Source organism: Micromonospora sp. NPDC005220, from assembly GCF_040607895.1.
Lineage (GTDB): Bacteria > Actinomycetota > Actinomycetes > Mycobacteriales > Micromonosporaceae > Micromonospora.
Map to the genome: position 1 here is coordinate 1 of NZ_JBEXHP010000075.1, position 19,872 is coordinate 19,872.

Genomic DNA, 19,872 nt, shown 5'->3' on the forward strand with positions numbered 1-19,872 from the left:
GGCCCGAGAGCGAGGTACTGCTCTCGGGCCGCTCCGGTGATGTGTCAGCCGACGGTGTCGCGCTTGTCGAGGCCGAGGGGTTCGTGGCTGTCCTGGTCGTCAGGATCGGCGGGGTCGTCAAGGTCGGGTAGCGCAGGGCGTCGGCGCCTTCGGTGCCAGCCGGTTGAGGCCGTTTGCGGTACTCGGCGCTGGGGTGAGCTGTTCGTTACTGGTCTGGTCCGGTGACGACCCAGTACAGGGACTGCACGAATATGACGGCTGATCGACCGATCAAGGGAGAGACGCCAGCTGACGACCGAAATCACCTCGGGGCAGGAGCCGGCCGCCAGGCCGGCGGATGCGGTCACGGATGAGCAGTTGATCGCTATGCTGGTCGATCGGGCTCGTGGTGACGGGCTGAAGCTGACCGGTGAGGGCGGGCTGCTGCAGCAGCTGACCAAGCGTGTCCTGGAGTCGGCGTTGGACGGTGAGATCACCGACCACGTCGGCTACGACAAACACGACCCTGCAGGTCGTGGCAGCGGGAACACCCGTAACGGCAGCCGGACCAAGACCGTGCTCACCGACGTCGGGCCGGTCGAGGTCCGGGTGCCACGCGACGCCGCCGGGACGTTCGAGCCGCAGATCGTGCGCAAGCGGCAACGCCGCCTCGAGGTCATCTTCGCCGGCCTGAAACGCAACTGACCGCCACCCGTCGGCGAAGCCGACCATGCCTGACCGCAGCTAGGCGTGGAAGCCCGGGAGAGTGCGGCCCAGCCAGGTCAGCGCGGGCGTGATGAGTGGCTGCCACACGGCGGTTCGGTGTCCGCCCTCGGGCAGCACGGTCGCGGTGACGGCTGTGGGAGAACGGGCTACGCGCAGGAACTGCGCGGTGCTCGGATGGGAGAGGCTGTCCTGCCCCGACGTCATCACCCACATGGAGAGCGGCACCGGATGCCGTGACTCGAGCCGAACGAGGTCGTATTGGGCCAGGTCAGAAGCGGTCGGGATGTAGTGCGTGCCGAAGTCGGGGCGGAAGTAGCCTTGGAACACGATGGCGGCGCCGAAGAGGTCGGGGTGTCGAAGGCCGAGGGAGGCAGCGCACCATCCGCCGTAGGAGTAACCCGCTGTGGCCCAGGAAAGGCGATCGGTGCGCACCCGGAAGTGCGCGACGACCCACCGCGGGAGGTCATGGGAAAGCCAGCTGCCGGTCTGTGGCTGTCCGGGGCCGCCGTCGACACATTCGGTGTCCAGTGAGCGGGGGACGTTGATCTGCGGGATGACGACGATGCTGGGGGCAAGCAGATGCTGGCTCACGAGGCGGTCCTGCGCCGAGAGGATCCCGGTCCTGACGTAGGAGTCGGGCGTGGAGGGGAAGCCGTGCAGGCCGATGACGACCGGGTAGGTTCGGACGTTGGCGGGATCGTAGCCGGCCGGCAACTCGACCAGCACCTGGGCGGCCCCGCCGACATCGGGCGAGGGCACCGTGTACCTCTGCAGCCTCTGACCGGGTGCCGGCAGAACAGGGAGCCGACCGGGGGTCTGTTGCCCCGCTAGACCCGCGCCGGGAAGACGCGACGTCTGCGCGGCGGCGGCGTCGCCGATCGTGTGCGTTGTCGCGTGGCCTGACGATCCGAGCAGGTCGGCCCATGAGGTGTAGAACAGGTACTGGTTGTTCAGCGCCAGGCCGCAGAGAAGCACGGCCAGGGCGCTGACGGTGACCACGCGGGCGGCGCGTGTGAGCATCTGCAGGTCCGTGCGACGAGGGCGAGGCTTGTCGACCACCGCGAGGGCGAGCATGCCAACTGCAAGGAAGCAGACCGCTACGAAAAACGCCGAGCTGGTCAAACCCACGGCGTCAGCCCTCCTTGTCGATGAAGGGTGCGGCACCGTGAGGTGGGGCGGCGGAGTCCCCACCTGGCCAGGGGGACGTGCATGACGAGATCCCCGGGCTGGCGCTGTTCGTCTGCCGCCGTGACACCATTAAGAGGGTCGACTGAACCGCAATTCGGAAGACGATGGTCACTGTTCGGTGGCCTGATCCCGTGCGGGGCGGACGAACGGGAACGCGAGCACAGATCGGATGGGCGTGTTGGTGACCACCATGGCGAGGCGGTCCACGCCGATGCCGAGACCCCCAGTGGGAGGCATCCCGATTTCCAGGGCGTGGAGGAAGTCCTCGTCGAGTTCCATCGCCTCGGGGTCGCCAGCTGCTGCTCTAGCCGATTGCTCGGTGAGCCGATTCCGCTGGTCGACGGGGTCAGTGAGTTCGCTGTAGGCCGTTCCGATCTCCATCCCGGCGATGACGAGGTCCCAGCGTTCGACCAGACCCGCAATAGTTCGGTGCGGCATGGTCAGGGGTGAGGTTTCCACGGGGAAGTCGGTGTAAAAGGTGGGTGTCATGGTGGCGGGTTCGACCAGCCGGGCGTAGAGCGCTTCAATGATCGCCCCAGGTCCCATGTCGGCGCGCAGCGCGACGTCGTGTTGGTTCGCCAGAGTTACCAGCTCGTCCGGATCCATGGTCAGGTCGACGGGTGTTCCGACTGCCTTGCTCACGGCGTCGAGCACGGGCACGACCGGCCAGGGCCCACTGATGTCGACCAAGTTCACTGGCGCGGGTGCGCCAGGTCCGGCCGGTGGCAGCGGTAGAGCCTCCCGGCCGTGGACGGCGGTCGCTGCCTGCTTGACGAGCCGTTCAGCGAGATGACGCATGACGGTGTAGTCGGCGTACGGTCGGTAGACCTCCAGGGAGGTGAACTCGGGGTTGTGGGTGGAGTCGGCGCCTTCGTTGCGGAAGTTGCGGCCGAGCTCGAACACCGGTCCGATGCCCGCGACGATCAGGCGTTTGAGGTGCAGCTCGGGGGCGATGCGCAGGGTCAGGTCGACGCCGTAGGCATTGCTGCGGGTGCGGAACGGTCGCGCGCTGGCACCCCCGTGGATCGCGGTGAGCACAGGGGTTTCGACTTCGAGATAGCCCTCCTGCTGAAGAAGGGCGCGCACCGTGGTGGCGACGGCGGACCGTGCCCGCACCAGGTTCAGCGCCTCGGCGTTGACCAGCAGATCCATGGAGCGATCGCGCATCCGTGCCTGAGGGTTGGTGAATGACCTCCACGGCACCGGATGCAGGCACTTGGCTTCGACGGTCCACGACTCCGCGAGAATGCTCGGGGTGCCGTTGCGCGAGAATCCCAAGCGGCCTGATACCCGGATGAGGTCGCCGTCGTCAATGAGCCGGGCGAAGGTTTGCAGCGACTCAACCCCGATGCGGGAGCGCTCGAGGAGCAGCTGCACCTCGGCGTCGTCGTCGCGGAGGCCGGCGAACACGACCCCGCCGTGACGGCGCGGCCGGATAACGCGACCGGACACGACGACCTTACGGCCGGTCATCCACGATCTCAGCAGATCGGCGACGTGGTACTCGGGTGCTACGCCACCCGCGACGTAGGGATCGAGACCCATCGACCGTAGTTGACTGAGGTGTCCAAGTCGGTGCCAGGTCTGGCCGGATCGGCGTGGCTGCACCTGCGACACGTCCCGGGCGGCTGCGTCGATGGCCCTCACCTGGTTCAGCTGCTCGGCGTCCAGCGAGCCCGGGTGAGCGCTCGACGGCCACGGTAGGAAGCCTTCGGCCACCGAGGCGGCAAGCGCGACGTGCGGCAGCGACAGCGCGTCCTCGTAGCACATGAAGCGGGGTACCCACTGGGGTTCGTATTTCTGGTTTGACCGGTAGAGGCGCTCGAGCTGCCAGAACCGGTCGAGGACACCGAGCACGCCGGAACCGGCCCGGGTCAGCGGCCGCGCGCCGATGCGATCGGCGTCCGCGTAGATGTTGCGGAACATGCAGAAGTTCAGTGACACGCGGCGTAGGCCCTGTTCACGGGCGTGGTTCATCAGCTCGCTGACCATCAGTTCGGTTACCCCGTTGGGGGCCTGTGGGCTGCGTCGCATCACGTCCAGAGACACCCCGGCGGTACCCCACGGGACCATGCTGAGCAGCCCGACAAGGGCTCCGCTGCCGTCGTGAGCGGTCACGTGCAGGATGGCGCCGTCGGCGGGGTCGCCGGCCCGGTTCAAGGCCATGGAGAAACCGCGGTCCTGGTCCGCCCCCCGCCACTCCTGTGCACAGCGAACAATCTCGTTCAATTCCGCCGGCGTGATCGAGTCTTGGCGGCGCAGTCGCACGGTCAGGCCGGCTCGCTGCGTGCGACGGACCGCGGCACGCACCGATGCCATCGACACGCGGCTCAGATCGAAGCGCCCCGGATCCAGGATCGCCTCGTCTCCCATTCCGATGACCCCGAGGCCGTGCGCGGCGTACGCCGTCGCGCCCTCTTCGCTGCACGACATGACCGCAGGCACCCAGCCGTAGCGACGCGCCTCGCTCCGCCACGCCTCGATGGCTCGTCCCCAGGCCTCGCGACGCCCGATCGGGTCGGCTGAGGCGAGGCTCACCCCTGCCACCACCCGATACGTGATGGCGGCGGAGCCGTCGGGAGCGAAGATCGTGGCCTTGTCCCGACGGGTCGCGAAGTAGGCCAGAGAGTCCCGCGCCCCGTGCTCGGCCACGAGGCGCCGCACCGCTATCTCCTGCTCCGGCGTCCACGACGTGGCCGGGCGGGCTGAGTGCAGAAGGGCGGCCATCGCCGCCAGCACCGTCAGGCCGAGCGCCGCGGCGACCATATCGTCGAGCCCCGCCGTCGCAGGTTGCCGACCCGACCACCCGGACAGGGCCCGCAACCCGGTCAACAGCACCTCACGCCAGGAAACGCCATCACTACGCGTCAGATGAAGCAGGACCCAGGTGAGCAGCACGGTAGCGGCGGTGCCGGTGATCAGCACGACTGCGGCGCTCGACCACGACCCGGGTCGGAACCTGGCGCAGAACTCGGCGCGTAGCCGATACAGCAGACCGAGCGCGCCGACCGCGATCAGCATCGAGGCGATGTCCAAGCCTCGGCCGAGGTCGCCGCGAGACTCCCACACCTCCATCAGCGGCCAGGGCCGACCCGGCAGGAGAGCCACCATTCCAAGGTAGACGCCGAGCATCTGGAAAGCGGCGACGATCCACAGCGCGGCCCGCTTGCGCAGAATCAGCGCACCGGTGACCAGAGCCAGCACCACGACCGACAGAAACGTCCCAGCGACGGGAACGTTCAGCAGGCCCATGACCACCTCAGGAGTGGTCGGATGTGCCCGGCGGCCCAACACCAGCACCGCGAGCGCGAGAGGCGTCGCGGCAGCGTACAGGCTCATCAACAGCCGACCGGCGACGCTACGCTGCCCGGTCAAGAACTGCCTACCCGCACGGCACGGCCACGACGAAGCGAACCTGATCCACAGACGGCGGCGTCCCAGCCGCCGCTCGAGGGCTCACGCCGCTCACGTGGGTGATCTCGTCGACGTCCTCTCCGGTGTCGCCGAAGCTGCTCGGCGACCGTCATCCAGATCATCGTGCTCTCCGATCGCGTCGTGTGGTGGCCGCGACACGGCTGCTGCCAGCCGCAGGACAAAGAGCTGCCGAGACCAGGATGCGGCGTAACGCTGAGGGGAACCTGAAGCCCTCCGGCCGGACGAGGCGAGACCCGGGCCGCGGCGGTGGCCGCAAGCGCGCCCCCCGACATCCTGAAGAGTCCTGGCAGCGGTCTTCAGCGAGGATTCAGGATCGGTGGTCCATGCTCTCGCCAGTGTCCATTACCACGAAATGAGAGCTATGTCCGCTTCTGCTGCCAGCCTGGGCCGGGGGCGCACACCATGATCTTCGATGATCTACGCGGTGGGCGTTGTTCCGTGGACGCCCAGGAACTGATCACGCTCGCGATCGGCGCGGTGTGCCCGGGCCAGGACCGCCAGGTCGACGAGTTGTGATCAACACCAGGCCGAGGCCGAGGCTCACCAGGACGGCGGCGACGACGAAGGTCGCGTGGGTACCGCGTACCACGTCCGCCGGGGCCGCACCCGTCACGTCGCCGGTGCCGGCGGCGGCGAACACCGCACCCATGACGGAGGCGCCGGACATCAACCCGACGTTGCGCGACAGATTGAGCAGCCCGGACACCAAACCTCGCCGGTCTGCCGCGGCGTGCCGCATGACCATGGTGTTGGTGGCCGCCTGGAACACCGCGTAGCCGGCGGTGACGACGACCAGTGGCAGGACATAACCCGCCACGCCAGCGGACGCGGGCATCACGGACAGGACCGACGCACCGGCGATCACGCTGGCCAGGCCGGTGACGACCATGGCGCGCGCCCCGAACCGGTCGGTGGCCCGGCCCGCCGGTACACCGGTGAGCGCGGCCACGGCCGGCCCTGCCGACATGACGAGCCCGACCAGCGCCGCGCTCAGCCCCAGCGCCGCGGACAGGTGGAAGGGGCCCACCACCAGGGTGCTCATCATGACGGTCGAGACCAGCGCGGTGGTGATGAGGCCGACCGCCAGGGCGGGGTCGCGCAGCAGTGTCAGGTCGAGCAGGGGCGACCGCCTCCCAGGCGAGGCAGCGGGCACAGCTGGCCGGGGAAGGGTATGCGCGGTCAGCACCAGCGTGACGACGCCGAACGGCGCGACGGCGAGGAAGACGGCCTGCCAGCCGAGGGCCTCGACCAGGACGCCGCCGAGCGACGGTCCCAGTGCCGTGCCTACGGCCGACATGGTGCCGAGCAGGCCCATGGCGCTGCCCGTGCGCGCCTCGGGCACCGTCTCGCCGACGAGGGCCATGGTCATGGCCATCATGCCGGCGGCCCCGGCGCCCTGCAGTGCCCGCGCGGCGATGAGCACCGGCAGGGTTGGGGCGAGCCCGCAGAGCAGCGTCGCGACGGTGAAGAGCAGGACGCCGGCGATGAGGAGCCGGCGCCGGCCGAGCAGGTCGCCGAGCCGGCCGGCGATGACGATGAGCACCGTCACGGCCAGCAGATAGGCCACCACGACGCCCTGCACCCGGGAGAACGGGGCATCGAAGGCGGCGGCCATGGCCGGCAGGGCGACGTTGGCGATGCTCGTGCCCAAGGACGGCAGGAGCATGGTGGCCGACAGGGCGGCGAGGACGGGGACGAGCGCGGAACGGCGCGGGGCGAAGGTGATCACGGTCCGACCGTAGGAGCGATCCCAGCATGGCGGAACGCGCAAAGATGGCAAAGGACCTGTGCACGCAACGCCATATCATCTTCGGATGGCGCGCCCCGACCTCAACCTCCTCGTCACCCTGAATGTCCTGCTCGAGGAGGGCAACGTGACCCGGGCCGGCGAGCGGCTCGCCCTCAGCCCGTCGGCGATGAGCCGCGCGCTCGGCCGGCTGCGGCGCGCGACCGGCGACCCGCTCCTGGTGCGCTCCGGCCGGGGGCTGGTCCCCACTCCCCGCGCCCTCGAGCTGCGCGACCGGGTACGCGCCTTGGTCGGCGACGCCGAGGAAGTGCTGCGGCCGGCTGCCCAGTTGAATCCGGCGACGCTGACCCGCAGCTTCTCGGTACGCAGCAGCGACGGGTTCGTGGAACGGTTCGGCCCCGACCTGGTGGCCCGGGTGGGCGCCGAGGCGCCCGGCGTACGCCTGCGGTTCCTGCAGAGGACCCGGCCGGACACCAAGGCGCTGCGCGACGGTGTGGACCTCGAGATCGGCGTTTTCGACGGTGTGCCGCCGGAACTGCGGAGCTTGCCGCTGTTCACTGATCGCTTCGTCGGCGTGGTCCGCCCCGCGCACCCGCTGAGCACCGGCAACGTGACGACAGCCCGCTACGCAGCCGCACGCCACGTCCACGTTTCCCGGCGAGGTCTGAACGAAGGCCCGATCGACGAGGCGATCCGCGGCGCGGGACGGCACCGGGACGTCGTGACGATCGTCGACAGCTTCGGCGCGGCGGTGGCGCTCGCGCGGGCCACCGACCTGGTGGCCACGATCCCCCGGCGGCACACCGAGAACCTGTGGCAGGGCATGCACTCCTTCGACCTGCCGTTCCCGGCACCGAAAGTGACGGTGTCACTGACGTGGCACGTGCGGCTGGACGCCGACCCCGCGCACCGCTGGCTGCGCGAACGCGTGGTGAGCGCCTGCCGCGCCCCGGGCTGAGCGGCGATCGGCCGACAGTCGCAGCTTCTTCTCAGCAGGTCGGCACCACGGTCCGATGCTGCGCCCAGACTTTCCGCGGATGCTGGAGTCGCCCCAGAGACCCCGTGTGCTTCTCCCGATTCCCTGGACGGCTCCGGTGTGATGGTCAGGCCGCAGCTGCGGCCGGGGTGGTGTCGTTCATTATCGATCGGGACAGGTTGCCGGGACCCGAGTGGCGTCGGCATCAGGAAACCTCGTGGTATGTCACCAACGATGTGATCGAGATGGGGCCGTGCTGTGCGGCTGCCGCCACACACACACTCGCGCGCCGGGCGGTCGACCAGTACGGGCAGGTTATCGACGTGCTGGTCTCGGCACGTCGCGACGCCGACGCGGCCCGGCGGTTCTTCCGCCGGGTGCTGTCGACGTTGAAGGTGACACCCGCGGAGGTGGTCACCGACGCCGCGGCGGTCTACCCCGGCGTCCTGGACGAGCTGATCCCGCAGGCGTGGCACCACGTCGAGCGGTACGCCAACAATCCGATCGAGGCTGATCACAGCCAGCTGAAACACCGGTTGAGACCGATGCGCGGTCTACGGACGGACAAGACGGCACAGGTGATCATCGCTGGGCACGCGTTCATGCAGAACCTCCGCCGCGGACACTACGAACTCGCCGTCGACGCCCCGCCGGCTACACGGGTCGCCGCAGCGTTTACCGAACTCGCCCAGGCGATCTGACCACGAACCCGAGAAGGGTTCGACACGTCTGCCGATCCCACAACGCAACGGCGCCGATTCGCCTACTGCCGTTGCAGTACTACGCCCTCCGGCCATCCGCAAGAGCCGTCCGCCGGGTGCCCCGGCCGTCACCGACCCCGGGCCGTCACTGGGTCTCGTCGGCTTTCAGGGCAGGCCGCTCACGGCGCGCCGCCCGCCGGCCGCCCCAGATCCGTACCGCGATCACCAGCGCCACGACCGCGAGCAGCACCTCCCCGCCCAGGCCGAGCCGCCGTTCCAGCAGCCGGTACGAGGCGCCGGCCAGGTAACCGAGCACGGCCACCGTCAACGCCCACACCGCCCCGCCGGTAACGTTGGCCAGTGTGAACGTGCGCTGCGGTATCCCGCTCATGCCGGCCAGGCCCGGCACCAGCGCCCGCAGTGCAGCCGCCCAGCGGCCGAGCACCACCGCCAGGGCGCCCCGCCGGCGGACCAGGTCGAGCGCCCGGCGCAGTTCCCCCGAGCGGACGAACCGGCGCGGCGTCCGGTCCAGCAACCGACGGCCGTAGCGGCGGCCAACCAGGTAACCGACCTGGTCGCCGAGAGCCGCCCCACCCAGCGCGGTGGCCACCACCGCCCAGAGCGGCAGCCTCCCGTCGTGGGCGAGGACGCCGCCGACCAGCACGGCCACCTCCCCCGGCACGACCAGGCCGAGGAAGGTCGACGCCTCCAACGCCGGCAGCAGGAAACTCAAGGCCAGCACCAGGGCGGGCGGCAGCGCCACCAGCACGTTCAGGACCCGGTCCATCCGGCGATTGTCACCCCGCGACCCGGATCTACGCCCGGTGACGGCCGGACCCGTCCCGCCGCGGCAACGACCCGCTGCGTTGCTTTGGCCGGTCCCGCGCTCAGAACCCGCCGAGCGGGCGACGCCCGGCTCCGCTCGTGGCACGGCTATTCGCCGGTGACGGCCCGCTGATCTCGATCGCGCTGGTTGAGGCAGGCCGAGGGGCAAGTCAAGGTGGGCAGTCAGCTGGCGTTCCAGCGTCGCTGGCCCTTGCGCCGGGAGTTAGGCCGTACAGCGGCACTCGCCCATGACGATGCCCTTGCCTGTTAGATCATGGCCCGGCTGTCCATGGCCGGGTGTGGTGATCGTCGCCAGCCCCGACGCCCGGAGCCCCAGGAGCGCGGGCGGGGGCATGGCCGTCGTGGCAACGCCGACAAGAACCACGGCGATGGCGAGGAATGCGTGGGCGTACCCGCCGGCGAGGGCCTCCGGAGTGCCGCGTCGTGGGCGGTGAGCGCGACAACGCGGCCGGCCAACTCGCGAGAGAGCGCTCTCCGGCGCAACTCACTCTTAACCCTGCCGACCGCGGATGTCAATGGCATTCAATTGATCAGCGTAAATATCTTGAGGCGGCGGATGGTCGGGACGCCGGGGCCTGCCGCTACCGGAGGCAGCCGATCGTGGCCGGACGACTCCCGCTCGACACCGAGCACCGGCCACGATCGACGCCACCTGAACGCTACGGCTTCTTGGGATCCTCACCGTAACCGTTGCACTGCCGACCCCCATTGATGCAGTAGGCCACGACATAGGCCTGGCGGGCCGCATTCCACCCGTTCATGAAGTCGTAGTGGAATGAGTAGCTGGCCCCCGAGGAATATGCCAGGCCGGCGGTGCTGGTGCCCGCCAGCTGGTACGGGAGCTTGATCTCCAGCATCGGCAGCGGGACGGGATGGTCGGCCGGGCATACCCCGCTCACCGGCCAGGCCATGTGCGACTTGTGGTCGGGCACGTCGAGGTGCACACCGTCCCAGCAACTCGGCGCCTTGAGGCGCACGACCAGGGACGACCCGGAGGGGCAGGAGGCCGGCCAGTCGTTGCCCTTGTAGCCGGTGCACGACCAGCTGCCCCCGAAGTGCGCCGCGTCCGGCGTCTTCACGTCCCCCACGAGCAGCTTGAACCCGGCCGGGAACGGCTTGACCGTGCGGTAGTCCTTCACCCCGGACTTGTAGTACACGGTGACGATGCTGTTCGGCACCGGCGCGCCGTTCTGCAACAGCGTCGGGAACCAGTAACCGGACGCGTCGAGGGTGTCCTGACAGGACGTGGCACCACCGACCAGGGACTGCGGGGTGGAGTTGGCGTTGGTGGTGGGGTTGCCGATGAACGTGTGGTTGTGCGACGCACCGGGCAGACCAGGGAAGACGATCGGGTCGTCGCTGAGCCGGTGGTTGACGTCGCAGTTGGCGTGCGCCTCCTGATACTGCGCGAAGGGCGGGTCGTCCGCCGCGAACGCCGTGCCGTTTCCACCGACCGCGGCGATTACCACGACACTCAGGAAAACCGCGGCGAGTGGCCTGGCGACAACTCTCCGCCGCCCTCCCGAAACGGCTCTGGACAAGAGCGACCTGATGCTCATCGGATCTCCTTTGGACGTAGGAACGAGCATCTATTTTTAAAAAGCTAACAATGGCCCGAGATTGAAACAATTGGTTGCCATCAGTTTGCCAAAGGGGCTGGCCGACGGTGCCGCGTAATAACCCGCACAGGGGTGTCCGGCCGACCCGGGTCGGCCGGACATTCGATGATTCACGGGTAGCTGATCACGTTGTGCGGGGTCACGGAGGATGGCAGGGCCGCGTCACCGGTGTCGTTGATGACGTGGGTGATCGAACCCTTGCCCAGGGACACCGTCAGCACGTCGTGGAACTTGACGTTGGGATTGACCGGAACCTCGAAGGAGTGATAAGCGGCGATGGACGGGTCAGCGGTGAACACGCAGTAGCTACCGAGCCCCCAGGCCTCGTGGCTGGTCACCGAGTTGGCCACCTTGTAGGCGGCGTAGCCGGTGATGCCGTCGTGCGACCAGGCTGCCGCGCTCGGAGGGTCGTAGGGCAGTTCGTTCTGGAAGAAGATGGTCCGGCCGCCGTTGCCGTTCCAGATCACGTTGTACTTCTGGAAGTGCTCGACGAACAGGCCGAGCGCGGTGACGTCGGCGCCGTTGACGACCAGGCCGGTGTCGGACGGGTTCGTGGTCCACCCGGCCCCGGCGCCGTGGTCGGCACGCCAGGCCCAGATGTGGTCGATGATCGTGTTGTTGCTGTTCACCACCAGGGCGTTGGTGACGGCGGCCGGGCCGGCGCCGCCGACGCGCAGGAACACGTCCTGGAGCGAGATCGGACTGGCGGCGTGGTCCGCGTTCGCGCCGCTCTGGCCGACCTGGAGCAGCGACGGCGACCGGATGGTGCCGGCGTCGAAGAGCAGCCCGGCCACCTTGACCCCGTTGACGTCGGCCACGTTCATCGCGGTGACCCCGTTGTCGGCGATGAGGGTGGCGAAGCCCAGGCCGAGCACGACGGTGTCCGGCCGGGTCACGTTGATGGTCTGGCCGACGTGGTAGACCCCCGGGGTGAAGAGCAGGTTCAGGCCCTGCGCGAGCGCGCTGTTGATGGTGGCCGCCGAGTCGCCCGGGTGCGCGACGTAGAACTGGGTCAGCGGCAGCGACGTGCCGGCGGTGTTGCCGGCCGCCCAGGTGACGCCGGAGCTGTTGGTACGCAGGGACGGGACGAACACCCGGTAGGCGCCCGACGAGTCCGTGTACAGGTAGGGCTTCTCGCGGCTGACCGGGGTCTTTGGCACGACGGTGTAGGGCGGCTTCGGGAACGTGTTGGCGGGCGCCCCGGCCACACCGGAGAAGACCACGTTCCAGACGCCGCCGTTCCAGACGCCGACCTGACTGTCCCGGGTGTACCACTGCTGCTGCGAGCACGGGCTGACCGTGCCGCTGATCCGACTGTCAGCGATGTACCCGCCGCTGGCCCACCCGCAGTTGGGCGAGGCGAGGGTCATTCCGCCGTGCACGTCCATTCGCCGGAACGGCGCCGCCTGGGCCACCGCCCACCGGTCACGGCCCGACACCGGAGTGATCGACATGTTCTCCGCCGAACGCCAGAAGTTCTGCGTCGCGTTGCCGGCCATCCAGCCCGCGTCGACGGTGACGTCACCGTTGATCTGCACGTCGGCCGGGTTCTGCCCGAGGCCGGCGATCGAGGTGTAGAAGCCCAACTGGGCGTTGAGGCCGGTGTACGAGCCGGGCTTGAACAGCAGCGCGTACCGCTGCGTGCCGAACTGGTTTGTCTCCTGCGTAGCGAACACCTGGTCCAGCTTCGACTGGATGCTGGACGACGACATCGACGGGTCGAACACGACGACGTTGGAGCCGAGGTCGCCCCCACCGGGAATGGGCGGGCCGGTCGTGGGCGGCGCGGTGGTGGGTGGTGGGGTCGTGGGCGTCGACCCGCTGTGCACCACCAGCTCGAAGATCGAGTATCCGTAGCCGGTAGCCCGGGTGGTGCCGTACACCCGCAGGAAGCGGCCGGTGCCGCTGACCGGGATGGTCTGCGTACCGCCGCTGCCGGTGGCGGTGGAGTAGAGCGACGACCAGTTGCCGACCCCGTCGGGTGAGACCTGGATCTGGAACGCCTTCGCGTACGACGTCTGCCAGGTGAGGACGACCTCGCAGACATCGGTGCTGGCACCGAAGTCCACCTGGAGCCACTGCGGGTCGCTGAACGCGCTGGACCAGCGGGTCGTGGCACTGCCGTCCACGGCGTTGGCCGCCGACAGCCGGCTGTTCTCCACCGACGACGCGGTGGCCGGCCGGTTCAGTGCGACGTTGGCGGTGCCGCAGCCGGCTGCGGCGGCGGTGGCGGTGGCGGACGGGGTGGTCACGGCGAGGGCGTAGGTGACGAACACGGCCAGCCCGGACACGGCCGCGGCGAGCGCGGACCGGCGTCTGCCGGTCCGGCTCGCCCTGCTGACGGAGCGTTGCATGACATCTCCCTGATGGGGTCAGGATGGGAGCCACCGCCGACGGCCAGGCGGCGGTGGCTCCGTGGGGACGGGTACCGAGGGGCCCTGGACGATGGCCCACGGATCGCGCACCAGTGGCGGTTGTCTGGACACTATGGGCGCCATCCGGGCCCGACAATCGGTTGCCAACATTTGCCACACTCGATCGATACCGGAACCACAGATCATGAATTCCCGTCAATTCACGGAATCAGCGTCCCGCCTTCTCCGCGCGTACCCGAAGGTCCAACTCCCGAAGGTAGGCCAGGTTGTCCCGGGTCCGTTGAGCCAGCGGCACGGCGGTGGAGAAGTCCTCGACCGTCACCCACCCGTCGTAGCCGACCCGGCGTAGCGCGCCGAGATAGGCCGCCAGGTCGGCCTGCCCCTCCCGCAACGGCGCCCACTCGGCCGACCAGCGCGGTCCCCCGTCGTGGCGGGTCCCGCTCACCCGCCACGCGACGTTTTTCACGTGCACGTGCGCCAGGTACGGGCCGAGCAGCTGGAAACCGGCCAGCGGATCCTCGAACCCCTCGATGGTCAGGTTGCCGATGTCGTGGATGACCCCGACATGCTCCGGCGGCAGGCCGTCGAGCAGCCGCATCGCCGCCGACGCCGACGCGACGATGGTGCCGTGGTGCAGCTCGACCAGCGCGGTCACCCCGTGCTCCGCCGCCCGCCCGGCGATCCACGCCAGATCCCGGCGGGTGCCGGCCATCAGCTCCCGATAGTCGCCGCTGCCCAGTTGCGGCATGGTCACCCGGACCCGTTCCGCGCCCAGCGCGGCGGCCGCGGCCAACACCCGCTCGACGTTGCCGTGGTCGGCCGCCGGCACGTACGCCCCGAGCCCGGACAGCGCCAGCCCGGCTTCGCGGGTGATCGTGGCGATCCGGGTCAGCTCACCCTCCAGCCCGGTCAACGGGACGGTCGCCCGGTTGCCGGCCCAGAACCCGGGCGGTCGGGCCGGTTCCTGGTCGGTGACCCGCCACTCGACACCGTCCCAGCCCTGCGCGGCCAACTGCCCGACCGTCTCCTCCGGCGTCCAGTCCGGCGTGGACGCCGTGAACACCGACCACCTCATCGCGCCACCCCCGCCCGCAGGACGGACGACACCGTGGCCGCGGAGCCCTCGACGACGGCGAGCACGTCGTCGAAGTCGCCGGCCAGCACCGCCGGCACCGACACCGGCCGACGCAGGTGCGCGGAGAGGTAGACCGCCTTGACCACGGCGACGTCGAGCAGCGCCTCGACCGCCGTGACCCCCGGTCGCCGCCCGCCGAGGATCGCCTCGACCGTGTCGTGGTACTGCCGCAGGTGCCCGGTCACGAAGGCGTCGTCGGGCTTGGTCGCCCCCCGCAGCTGCGACGGTGGCACGGCGTCGCCGGACCGGTCGGGCCCGTCGGCGTACGCGGACGGGTCCGGGCCGTCGGCGGTGTGCAGGTATTCCAGCTGGTCGTCGTGGATCACCGCGGACCCCTGCGAGCCGTGCACCTGCAACCGCACGCCGAGGCCCGGGTACGCCGCGGTGGTGGCGTGCAGCACGGCGAGCGCCCCGTCGGCGAACCGGATCGCCGCCACGGCGACGTCCTCCACCTCGACCCGCTCGTGGGCGAGGACGCCGGTGTAGGCGAACACCTCCTCGGGCCGGCCGAACAGCCACAGCAGCAGGTCCACGGTGTGCACGCCCTGGTTTATGGTGGCGCCGCCGCCGTCCTGTTCCCAGGTGCCGCGCCAGCCCGCCGAGTCGTAGTACCGCTGGCCCCGCCACCACGGCACGCTGGCCACCGCTGAGGTGAGCCGCCCCAGGTCGCCGGCGCGCACCCGGGCGGCGACCGCGACGCTCGCCGGGTCGAACCGGTGCTGGCAGACCACCGCGCAGACCTGACCGGCCGCCTCGGCGTCCGTGGCGGCCCGGGCGATGCGGCGGGCCGCCGGCAGGGAGGCATCGAGGGGCTTCTCGACGAGCACGTGCACGCCGGCCGCGAGGGCCTCCTCGGCGAGGTCGGCGTGCGTACCGCTGGGCGTGCAGACCACTACCAGGTCCGCCGCCTCGGCGGCGAGGGCCTCGCCCAGCGAGGCGTACTGGGCCGGCGGCGGGCCGCCCTGCTCGCCAATCCACCCGGCGAGCCGGTCGTTGGCCTGCGGGTCCGGGTCGGCGAGCGCGGTGAGGCGCAGCCCGGGGTGCCGCAGGATCGCCCCGGCGTGGGTGCGGGCGATGACCCCGCTACCCGTGATCACGACGTTGAGGACGGTCATCGAAGATGCACTCCTATCGAGGCTGTGAGGTTCACGAACGCGCGCGCCGCCCGGCCGAACTCGGCGGGGCCGGAGAATCCGCCGAGGTCGTGCTGGCTGGCGAGGTGCGGTTCGAGGGAGGCGAAGCCGGCATAGCCGTCGTCGCGCAGCGCGGTGAGCGTCCGCAGCAGCTGGCCGTCGCCGTGGCCGGCGGGCACGACCTCGGCGGTGGCCGCGATCGCGTCCTTGACCTGCAGGTACTCCAGGTGCGGGCGCAGCAGCGCGTACCCGTCGTCGTAGGGCCGCACCCCGACCTGCACGAAGTTCGCGTTGTCCCAGGCGACGCGCAGCGCGGGCGAGTCGACCGACTCGACGAGGTCGGCGACCCGCCGCGGCACATCGCCGTAGATGTCCTTCTCGTTCTCGTGCAGCAGCACGACGCCGGAGTCCTCGGCGAGGGCCGCGAAGGCCCGCATCCGCGCCAGCACCGCCGCGCGGATCTCGGCCGGCGCGACCCCGGCCGGGCGGTAGAACGAGAAGATCCGGACGTACCGGCTGCGCAGCCGGTGCGCGGCCGCCACGGCGGCGCGCAGCCGGTCGAGTTCACCGCCGTCCTCGGTGGTCACGTCGACCTTCCCGACGGGCGACGCGACCGCCGAAACCGCCATGCCGCGCGCGTCGACCGCCTCCGCCAGGGCGTCCAGTTGGGCGTCGCCGAGCTCCACCACGTTGGTGCCCCACGCGCTGCGCACCTCGATGTGCCGGGCACCGAGGGCACTGAGCACCGCGAGCTGCACCGCCGGGTCGGGATCGATCTCGTCGCCGAAGCCGGACAGCGTCCACGCCGTCACTTCACACCTCCCGCGGTCAGCCCACCGACGATGTACCGCTGGAAGGCGAGGTAGAGGGCGACCACCGGGGCCGCGCAGACGAGGGCGGCGGCCATCATCTGCCCGTACGGCGGGATCGCCCCGCCCTCCTGCGCCGCGCCGAAGACCTGCAGCACGACCGCCGCGGTGCGGGTGTCCACGTCGGTCATGACCGAGGCGAACAGCACGTCGTTCCAGCCGAGCAGGAACGAGAAGATCGCCGCGACGACCAGGCCCGGCCAGCTCAGCGGGATGACGACACGCACCAGGATCTGCCAGCTCCCGGCACCGTCCACGCGGGCGGCCTCGATCAGCTCGCCGGGCAGCTCACGCAGGTAGGTCACCATGATCCAGGTGGAGAACGGCAGCCCGAACGTGAGGTAGGTGACGACCAGCGACCACCGGGTGCCGATCGTCGGCACGCCGAGGCTGTTGCCGATCGTCGCAAAGAGCACGAAGACCGGCAGGAGCAGCAGCGTGCCGGGGATCGACTGCATGCCCAGCAGCGCGCGCAGCACGGTGCGCCGGCCCCGGAACCGGTGCCGTACCAGGACGTACGCCGAGAAGACCGCGACCGCCGCGCAGGTCACCGCCACCGTGCCGGCGACGAGCAGGCTGTTCGCGAGCCCCCGGCCGAGCGGAACGGTCGACCAGATCCGGACGTAGTTGCCGACGCTGACCCGCTCCGGCCAGAACTCACCGGCGGCCACGGCCAGGTCGGTGTTGACCGAGGCGAGGAAGACGTAGCCGACCGGCGCGCCGACGATGGTCAGCAGGATCACCGTCAGGCCGATCTGCAGTGGTCGCGGCAGCAGGCGAAGCACGGAGTTCATGCGGCGGCCTCCGGCGCGTCGAGTCTGACGGTGCGCAGATAGACCAGCAGCGGGACCAGGATCAGCACCAGCGAGATCACGGCCATCGCCGCGCTCAGCCCGAACCGCAGGTTCTGGAAGCTCTCCACATACGTCAGCACCGGCAGCACCTCCACGTCGTGCGGGCTCGGGACGCCGAACAGCACGAACGGCAGGGTGAAGCTGTTCACCATGTGCAGCAGCGAGATGATCGCGGCGAGCGCGACCGGGGGGCGCAGCAGCGGGAGGACGACGTGGCGCAGCTTCGCCTGCCACTGCGCGCCGTCGAGCGCGGCGGCCTCGTGCAGGCTGTCGTCGATGCCCTGCAGGCCGGCCAGGGCGAGCAGGTAGACCAGCGGCCAGCCCGACCAGGCCTGCACGACGATCAGGGCAAGGTAGCTCTTCGGCCCGTTCAGCCACAGGCCGCCGGCGATGCCCAGGGTCGCCAGGCCCTGGTTGGCGACCCCGTCGGGTTGCAGGATGATCCGCCAGATGGTGCCGACGACGAAGGCGGGCAGCACGTACGGGATGAGGTAGAGGGACCGGACCAGCGACCGCCCGCGGAACGGCCGGTGGGTGGTCAGCGCGGCGGCGACCCCCAGCGGCAACGCGAGCAGCGTCGCGATCACCGCCGCGGACCCGCTGACCCAGATGGCGTGCGGCAGGCTGGTGCGGCCCACCGCCTCGACGTAGTTGCCGGCGCCGACGAACGGCGCCGACAGCCACTGCCGGAAGGTGTACTGGTCGAGGTCGAGCAGCGACATCACCAGCGCGACGACGAACGGCACGACGATGACGGTCAGGGTGAGCAGGCCGCCGGGCGCGAGCAGCCACACTGCGGCACCGCCGGCGGTCGCGCCGCGACGGCGGCGCGGCGGGGACGGGCGGGCCACCCCGGCCCGACGCGCATCGCCGGTGCCCGGAGCGTCCGCCGTCGCTGGGTCGGTGACCGTCATCTACTTCGCCTTGTCCAGCGCGGCCTGCGCCTCGGACTGGGCCTGGGTGAGCAGGGCGTTGAGGGACGTGTCGTCGACCTTGCCGGCGGCGAGGTTCGGCACCGACTGGACGACCACGTTGACCAGTGCGAGCTGCACCTTGCTCCATCCGCCGTGGAACGGGGTGCCGTGCGCCTTCGACGCGGAGTCCACGATGGCCGCGAGCGCCGGGTCGGCGACCAGCCGGTTCGCCAGCTCCGCGTTCGTCGGCAACTCGCCGAAGGTCCGGTAGTAGGCCTCCTGCGACTCGGCGGTGGTCAGCATGTTCACCAGGCGCAGCGCCAGGTCCTGGTTCTTGCTGTACTTGGCGATCACCAGGTTGTCACCGGAGAGGATGCTGGTGGCGCCGACGCCGCCCGGCGGCAGGCTGGTGGCGCCCGGCGGGACGGTCGGCATGACGGCGTAGCCGTACTTGCCGGCGACCGCGGACTTGTCCAGCGTGACCTTCGAGGTCGCCGAGACCATCGGCAGGAAGGCGGCCTTGCCGGCGCCGAACGCGGCGATGGCCTGGGCGTTCTTCCAGCCGGTCGCCGCCGGGTCGACGACCTTGTCGGTGGCGAGCCAGCCGAGGTACGTCTGGTAGGCCTTGACCGTGACCGGATCGGTCAGCCGCGCCTTGCCGTCGGAGACCAGCGGGTTGCCGGCCTGGATGCTCATCGCCCAGATGAACTTCCACGGGTCGAAGCCGTCGCCGTAGGCCACGGCCAGGCCGTACCTGCCGGCCCCGGTCAGCTGTCTGGCCTGCTGCCGCAGGCCGTCCCAGGTGCTGGCCGGCTTGTCGATGCCCGCCGCGGCCAGCAGTTCCTTGTTGTACGCCATGACGAACGGGCGGCTGCTGAAGGGGATGCCGACCTCGTGCGTGGCGTCCGGGCCGGAGATGCCGAGGGTGGCCGGCAGGAACCGGTCCCGGCCGCCTATCTTCGTCCACTGGTCGGCGGTGAGGTCGACGAAGGCGCCGGTGGAGTATGCCGTCGGGGTGAAGGTGGTGCCGAGGGCATAGATGTCCGGCCCCTGCCCGGAGAGCATCGATGTCTGGATCTTGGTGAGTTCGTCGGTGGGACTGGCGAAGGTCTCGAACGTGACCTTCGCCCCGGCCTGCTGCTGGAACTTCGCCGAGACGTCGGCGAACCACCGCTTCTGCTCCGTGGGATAGATCGTGTTCGCCGCGATGAGCACGTTGAGCGTCCTGCCGTCCTCGGCGGAGCTACCGGTGTCGCAGGCGGTGACGGGTATGGCGACCGTGAGGGCCAGGGCCGCCGCGAGAAGTGCGCGGGTGGCGTTCATCTCTGCTCCTTGGGTGGTGGCTGTCCGGAGAGGAATGGTGTGGAAAACACAT

General features: G+C 70.1%; 13 protein-coding genes and 2 pseudogenes. 3 read left to right on the top strand and 12 right to left on the bottom strand.

Features of this window, described 5'->3' with window-relative positions; all coding sequences use genetic code 11:
• Positions 1–366: 366 nt before the first annotated feature.
• Positions 367–651 (top strand): annotated as a pseudogene (locus tag ABZU52_RS23260) (transposase); the annotation flags it as partial.
• 72 nt (positions 652–723) lie between these two features.
• Here ABZU52_RS23260 and ABZU52_RS23265 read toward each other — a convergent pair.
• The 3 genes from ABZU52_RS23265 to ABZU52_RS23275 all read right to left on the bottom strand — a co-directional run bounded on the left by ABZU52_RS23265 (position 724) and on the right by ABZU52_RS23275 (position 7,057).
• Positions 724–1,833, bottom strand: coding sequence for an alpha/beta hydrolase-fold protein (locus ABZU52_RS23265; RefSeq protein WP_354973097.1), 1,110 nt, complete (start codon positions 1,831–1,833; stop codon positions 724–726).
• A 168-nt stretch (positions 1,834–2,001) separates the two neighbouring features.
• Positions 2,002–5,232 (bottom strand): bifunctional lysylphosphatidylglycerol synthetase/lysine--tRNA ligase LysX, encoded by a 3,231-nt coding sequence (gene lysX, locus ABZU52_RS23270; RefSeq protein WP_354973116.1) that lies wholly within the window; start codon positions 5,230–5,232, stop codon positions 2,002–2,004.
• Positions 5,233–5,785: 553 nt separating this feature from the next.
• The gene (locus ABZU52_RS23275; RefSeq protein WP_354973098.1) at positions 5,786–7,057 is read right to left on the bottom strand and encodes an MFS transporter; all 1,272 of its coding nucleotides are present in this window, start codon (positions 7,055–7,057) and stop codon (positions 5,786–5,788) included.
• Between the two features lie 85 nt (positions 7,058–7,142).
• On the opposite strand from ABZU52_RS23275, the gene ABZU52_RS23280 reads away from it, so the two are divergent.
• Positions 7,143–8,033, top strand: coding sequence for a LysR family transcriptional regulator (locus ABZU52_RS23280; RefSeq protein WP_354973099.1), 891 nt, complete (start codon positions 7,143–7,145; stop codon positions 8,031–8,033).
• Positions 8,034–8,341: 308 nt separating this feature from the next.
• Positions 8,342–8,752 (top strand): annotated as a pseudogene (locus tag ABZU52_RS23285) (DDE-type integrase/transposase/recombinase); the annotation flags it as partial.
• A 145-nt stretch (positions 8,753–8,897) separates the two neighbouring features.
• Here ABZU52_RS23285 and ABZU52_RS23290 read toward each other — a convergent pair.
• The 9 genes from ABZU52_RS23290 to ABZU52_RS23330 form a co-directional block, all read right to left on the bottom strand.
• Positions 8,898–9,539 (bottom strand): DedA family protein, encoded by a 642-nt coding sequence (locus tag ABZU52_RS23290; RefSeq protein WP_354973100.1) that lies wholly within the window; start codon positions 9,537–9,539, stop codon positions 8,898–8,900.
• A gap of 718 nt (positions 9,540–10,257) precedes the next feature.
• Entirely contained in the window at positions 10,258–11,067 is an 810-nt protein-coding gene (locus tag ABZU52_RS23295) for a DUF1996 domain-containing protein (protein WP_354973101.1), read from the bottom strand.
• Between the two features lie 260 nt (positions 11,068–11,327).
• Positions 11,328–13,571 (bottom strand): discoidin domain-containing protein, encoded by a 2,244-nt coding sequence (locus ABZU52_RS23300; protein ID WP_354973102.1) that lies wholly within the window; start codon positions 13,569–13,571, stop codon positions 11,328–11,330.
• Between the two features lie 229 nt (positions 13,572–13,800).
• A complete protein-coding gene (locus ABZU52_RS23305; protein ID WP_354973103.1) occupies positions 13,801–14,655 on the bottom strand; it encodes a sugar phosphate isomerase/epimerase family protein in 855 nt (284 codons plus the stop codon).
• An 8-nt stretch (positions 14,656–14,663) separates the two neighbouring features.
• A complete protein-coding gene (locus tag ABZU52_RS23310; protein ID WP_354973104.1) occupies positions 14,664–15,842 on the bottom strand; it encodes a Gfo/Idh/MocA family oxidoreductase in 1,179 nt (392 codons plus the stop codon).
• Positions 15,839–16,672, bottom strand: a complete 834-nt coding sequence (locus ABZU52_RS23315) for a TIM barrel protein (protein ID WP_354973105.1) — start codon at positions 16,670–16,672, stop codon at positions 15,839–15,841. The genes ABZU52_RS23310 and ABZU52_RS23315 overlap by 4 nt, the downstream gene beginning before the upstream one ends.
• Positions 16,669–17,523, bottom strand: a complete 855-nt coding sequence (locus ABZU52_RS23320) for a carbohydrate ABC transporter permease (RefSeq protein WP_354973106.1) — start codon at positions 17,521–17,523, stop codon at positions 16,669–16,671. Before ABZU52_RS23320 ends, ABZU52_RS23315 begins: the two co-directional genes overlap by 4 nt.
• On the bottom strand, positions 17,520–18,497 hold the full coding sequence (locus ABZU52_RS23325; protein WP_354973107.1) for a sugar ABC transporter permease: 978 nt from the start codon (positions 18,495–18,497) through the stop codon (positions 17,520–17,522). The genes ABZU52_RS23320 and ABZU52_RS23325 overlap by 4 nt, the downstream gene beginning before the upstream one ends.
• On the bottom strand, positions 18,498–19,820 hold the full coding sequence (locus ABZU52_RS23330) for an extracellular solute-binding protein (RefSeq protein ID WP_354973108.1): 1,323 nt from the start codon (positions 19,818–19,820) through the stop codon (positions 18,498–18,500).
• Between the last annotated feature and the right edge of the window lie 52 nt (positions 19,821–19,872).

Coding starts and splice junctions, on each gene's coding strand:
- ABZU52_RS23310 (WP_354973104.1), bottom strand. CDS start 15,842: ATGACCGTCCTCAACGTCGTGATCACGGGTAGCGGGGTCATCGCCCGC.
- ABZU52_RS23325 (WP_354973107.1), bottom strand. CDS start 18,497: ATGACGGTCACCGACCCAGCGACGGCGGACGCTCCGGGCACCGGCGAT.
- lysX (WP_354973116.1), bottom strand. CDS start 5,232: ATGAGCCTGTACGCTGCCGCGACGCCTCTCGCGCTCGCGGTGCTGGTG.
- ABZU52_RS23290 (WP_354973100.1), bottom strand. CDS start 9,539: ATGGACCGGGTCCTGAACGTGCTGGTGGCGCTGCCGCCCGCCCTGGTG.
- ABZU52_RS23300 (WP_354973102.1), bottom strand. CDS start 13,571: ATGCAACGCTCCGTCAGCAGGGCGAGCCGGACCGGCAGACGCCGGTCC.
- ABZU52_RS23280 (WP_354973099.1), top strand. CDS start 7,143: ATGGCGCGCCCCGACCTCAACCTCCTCGTCACCCTGAATGTCCTGCTC.
- ABZU52_RS23320 (WP_354973106.1), bottom strand. CDS start 17,523: ATGAACTCCGTGCTTCGCCTGCTGCCGCGACCACTGCAGATCGGCCTG.
- ABZU52_RS23330 (WP_354973108.1), bottom strand. CDS start 19,820: ATGAACGCCACCCGCGCACTTCTCGCGGCGGCCCTGGCCCTCACGGTC.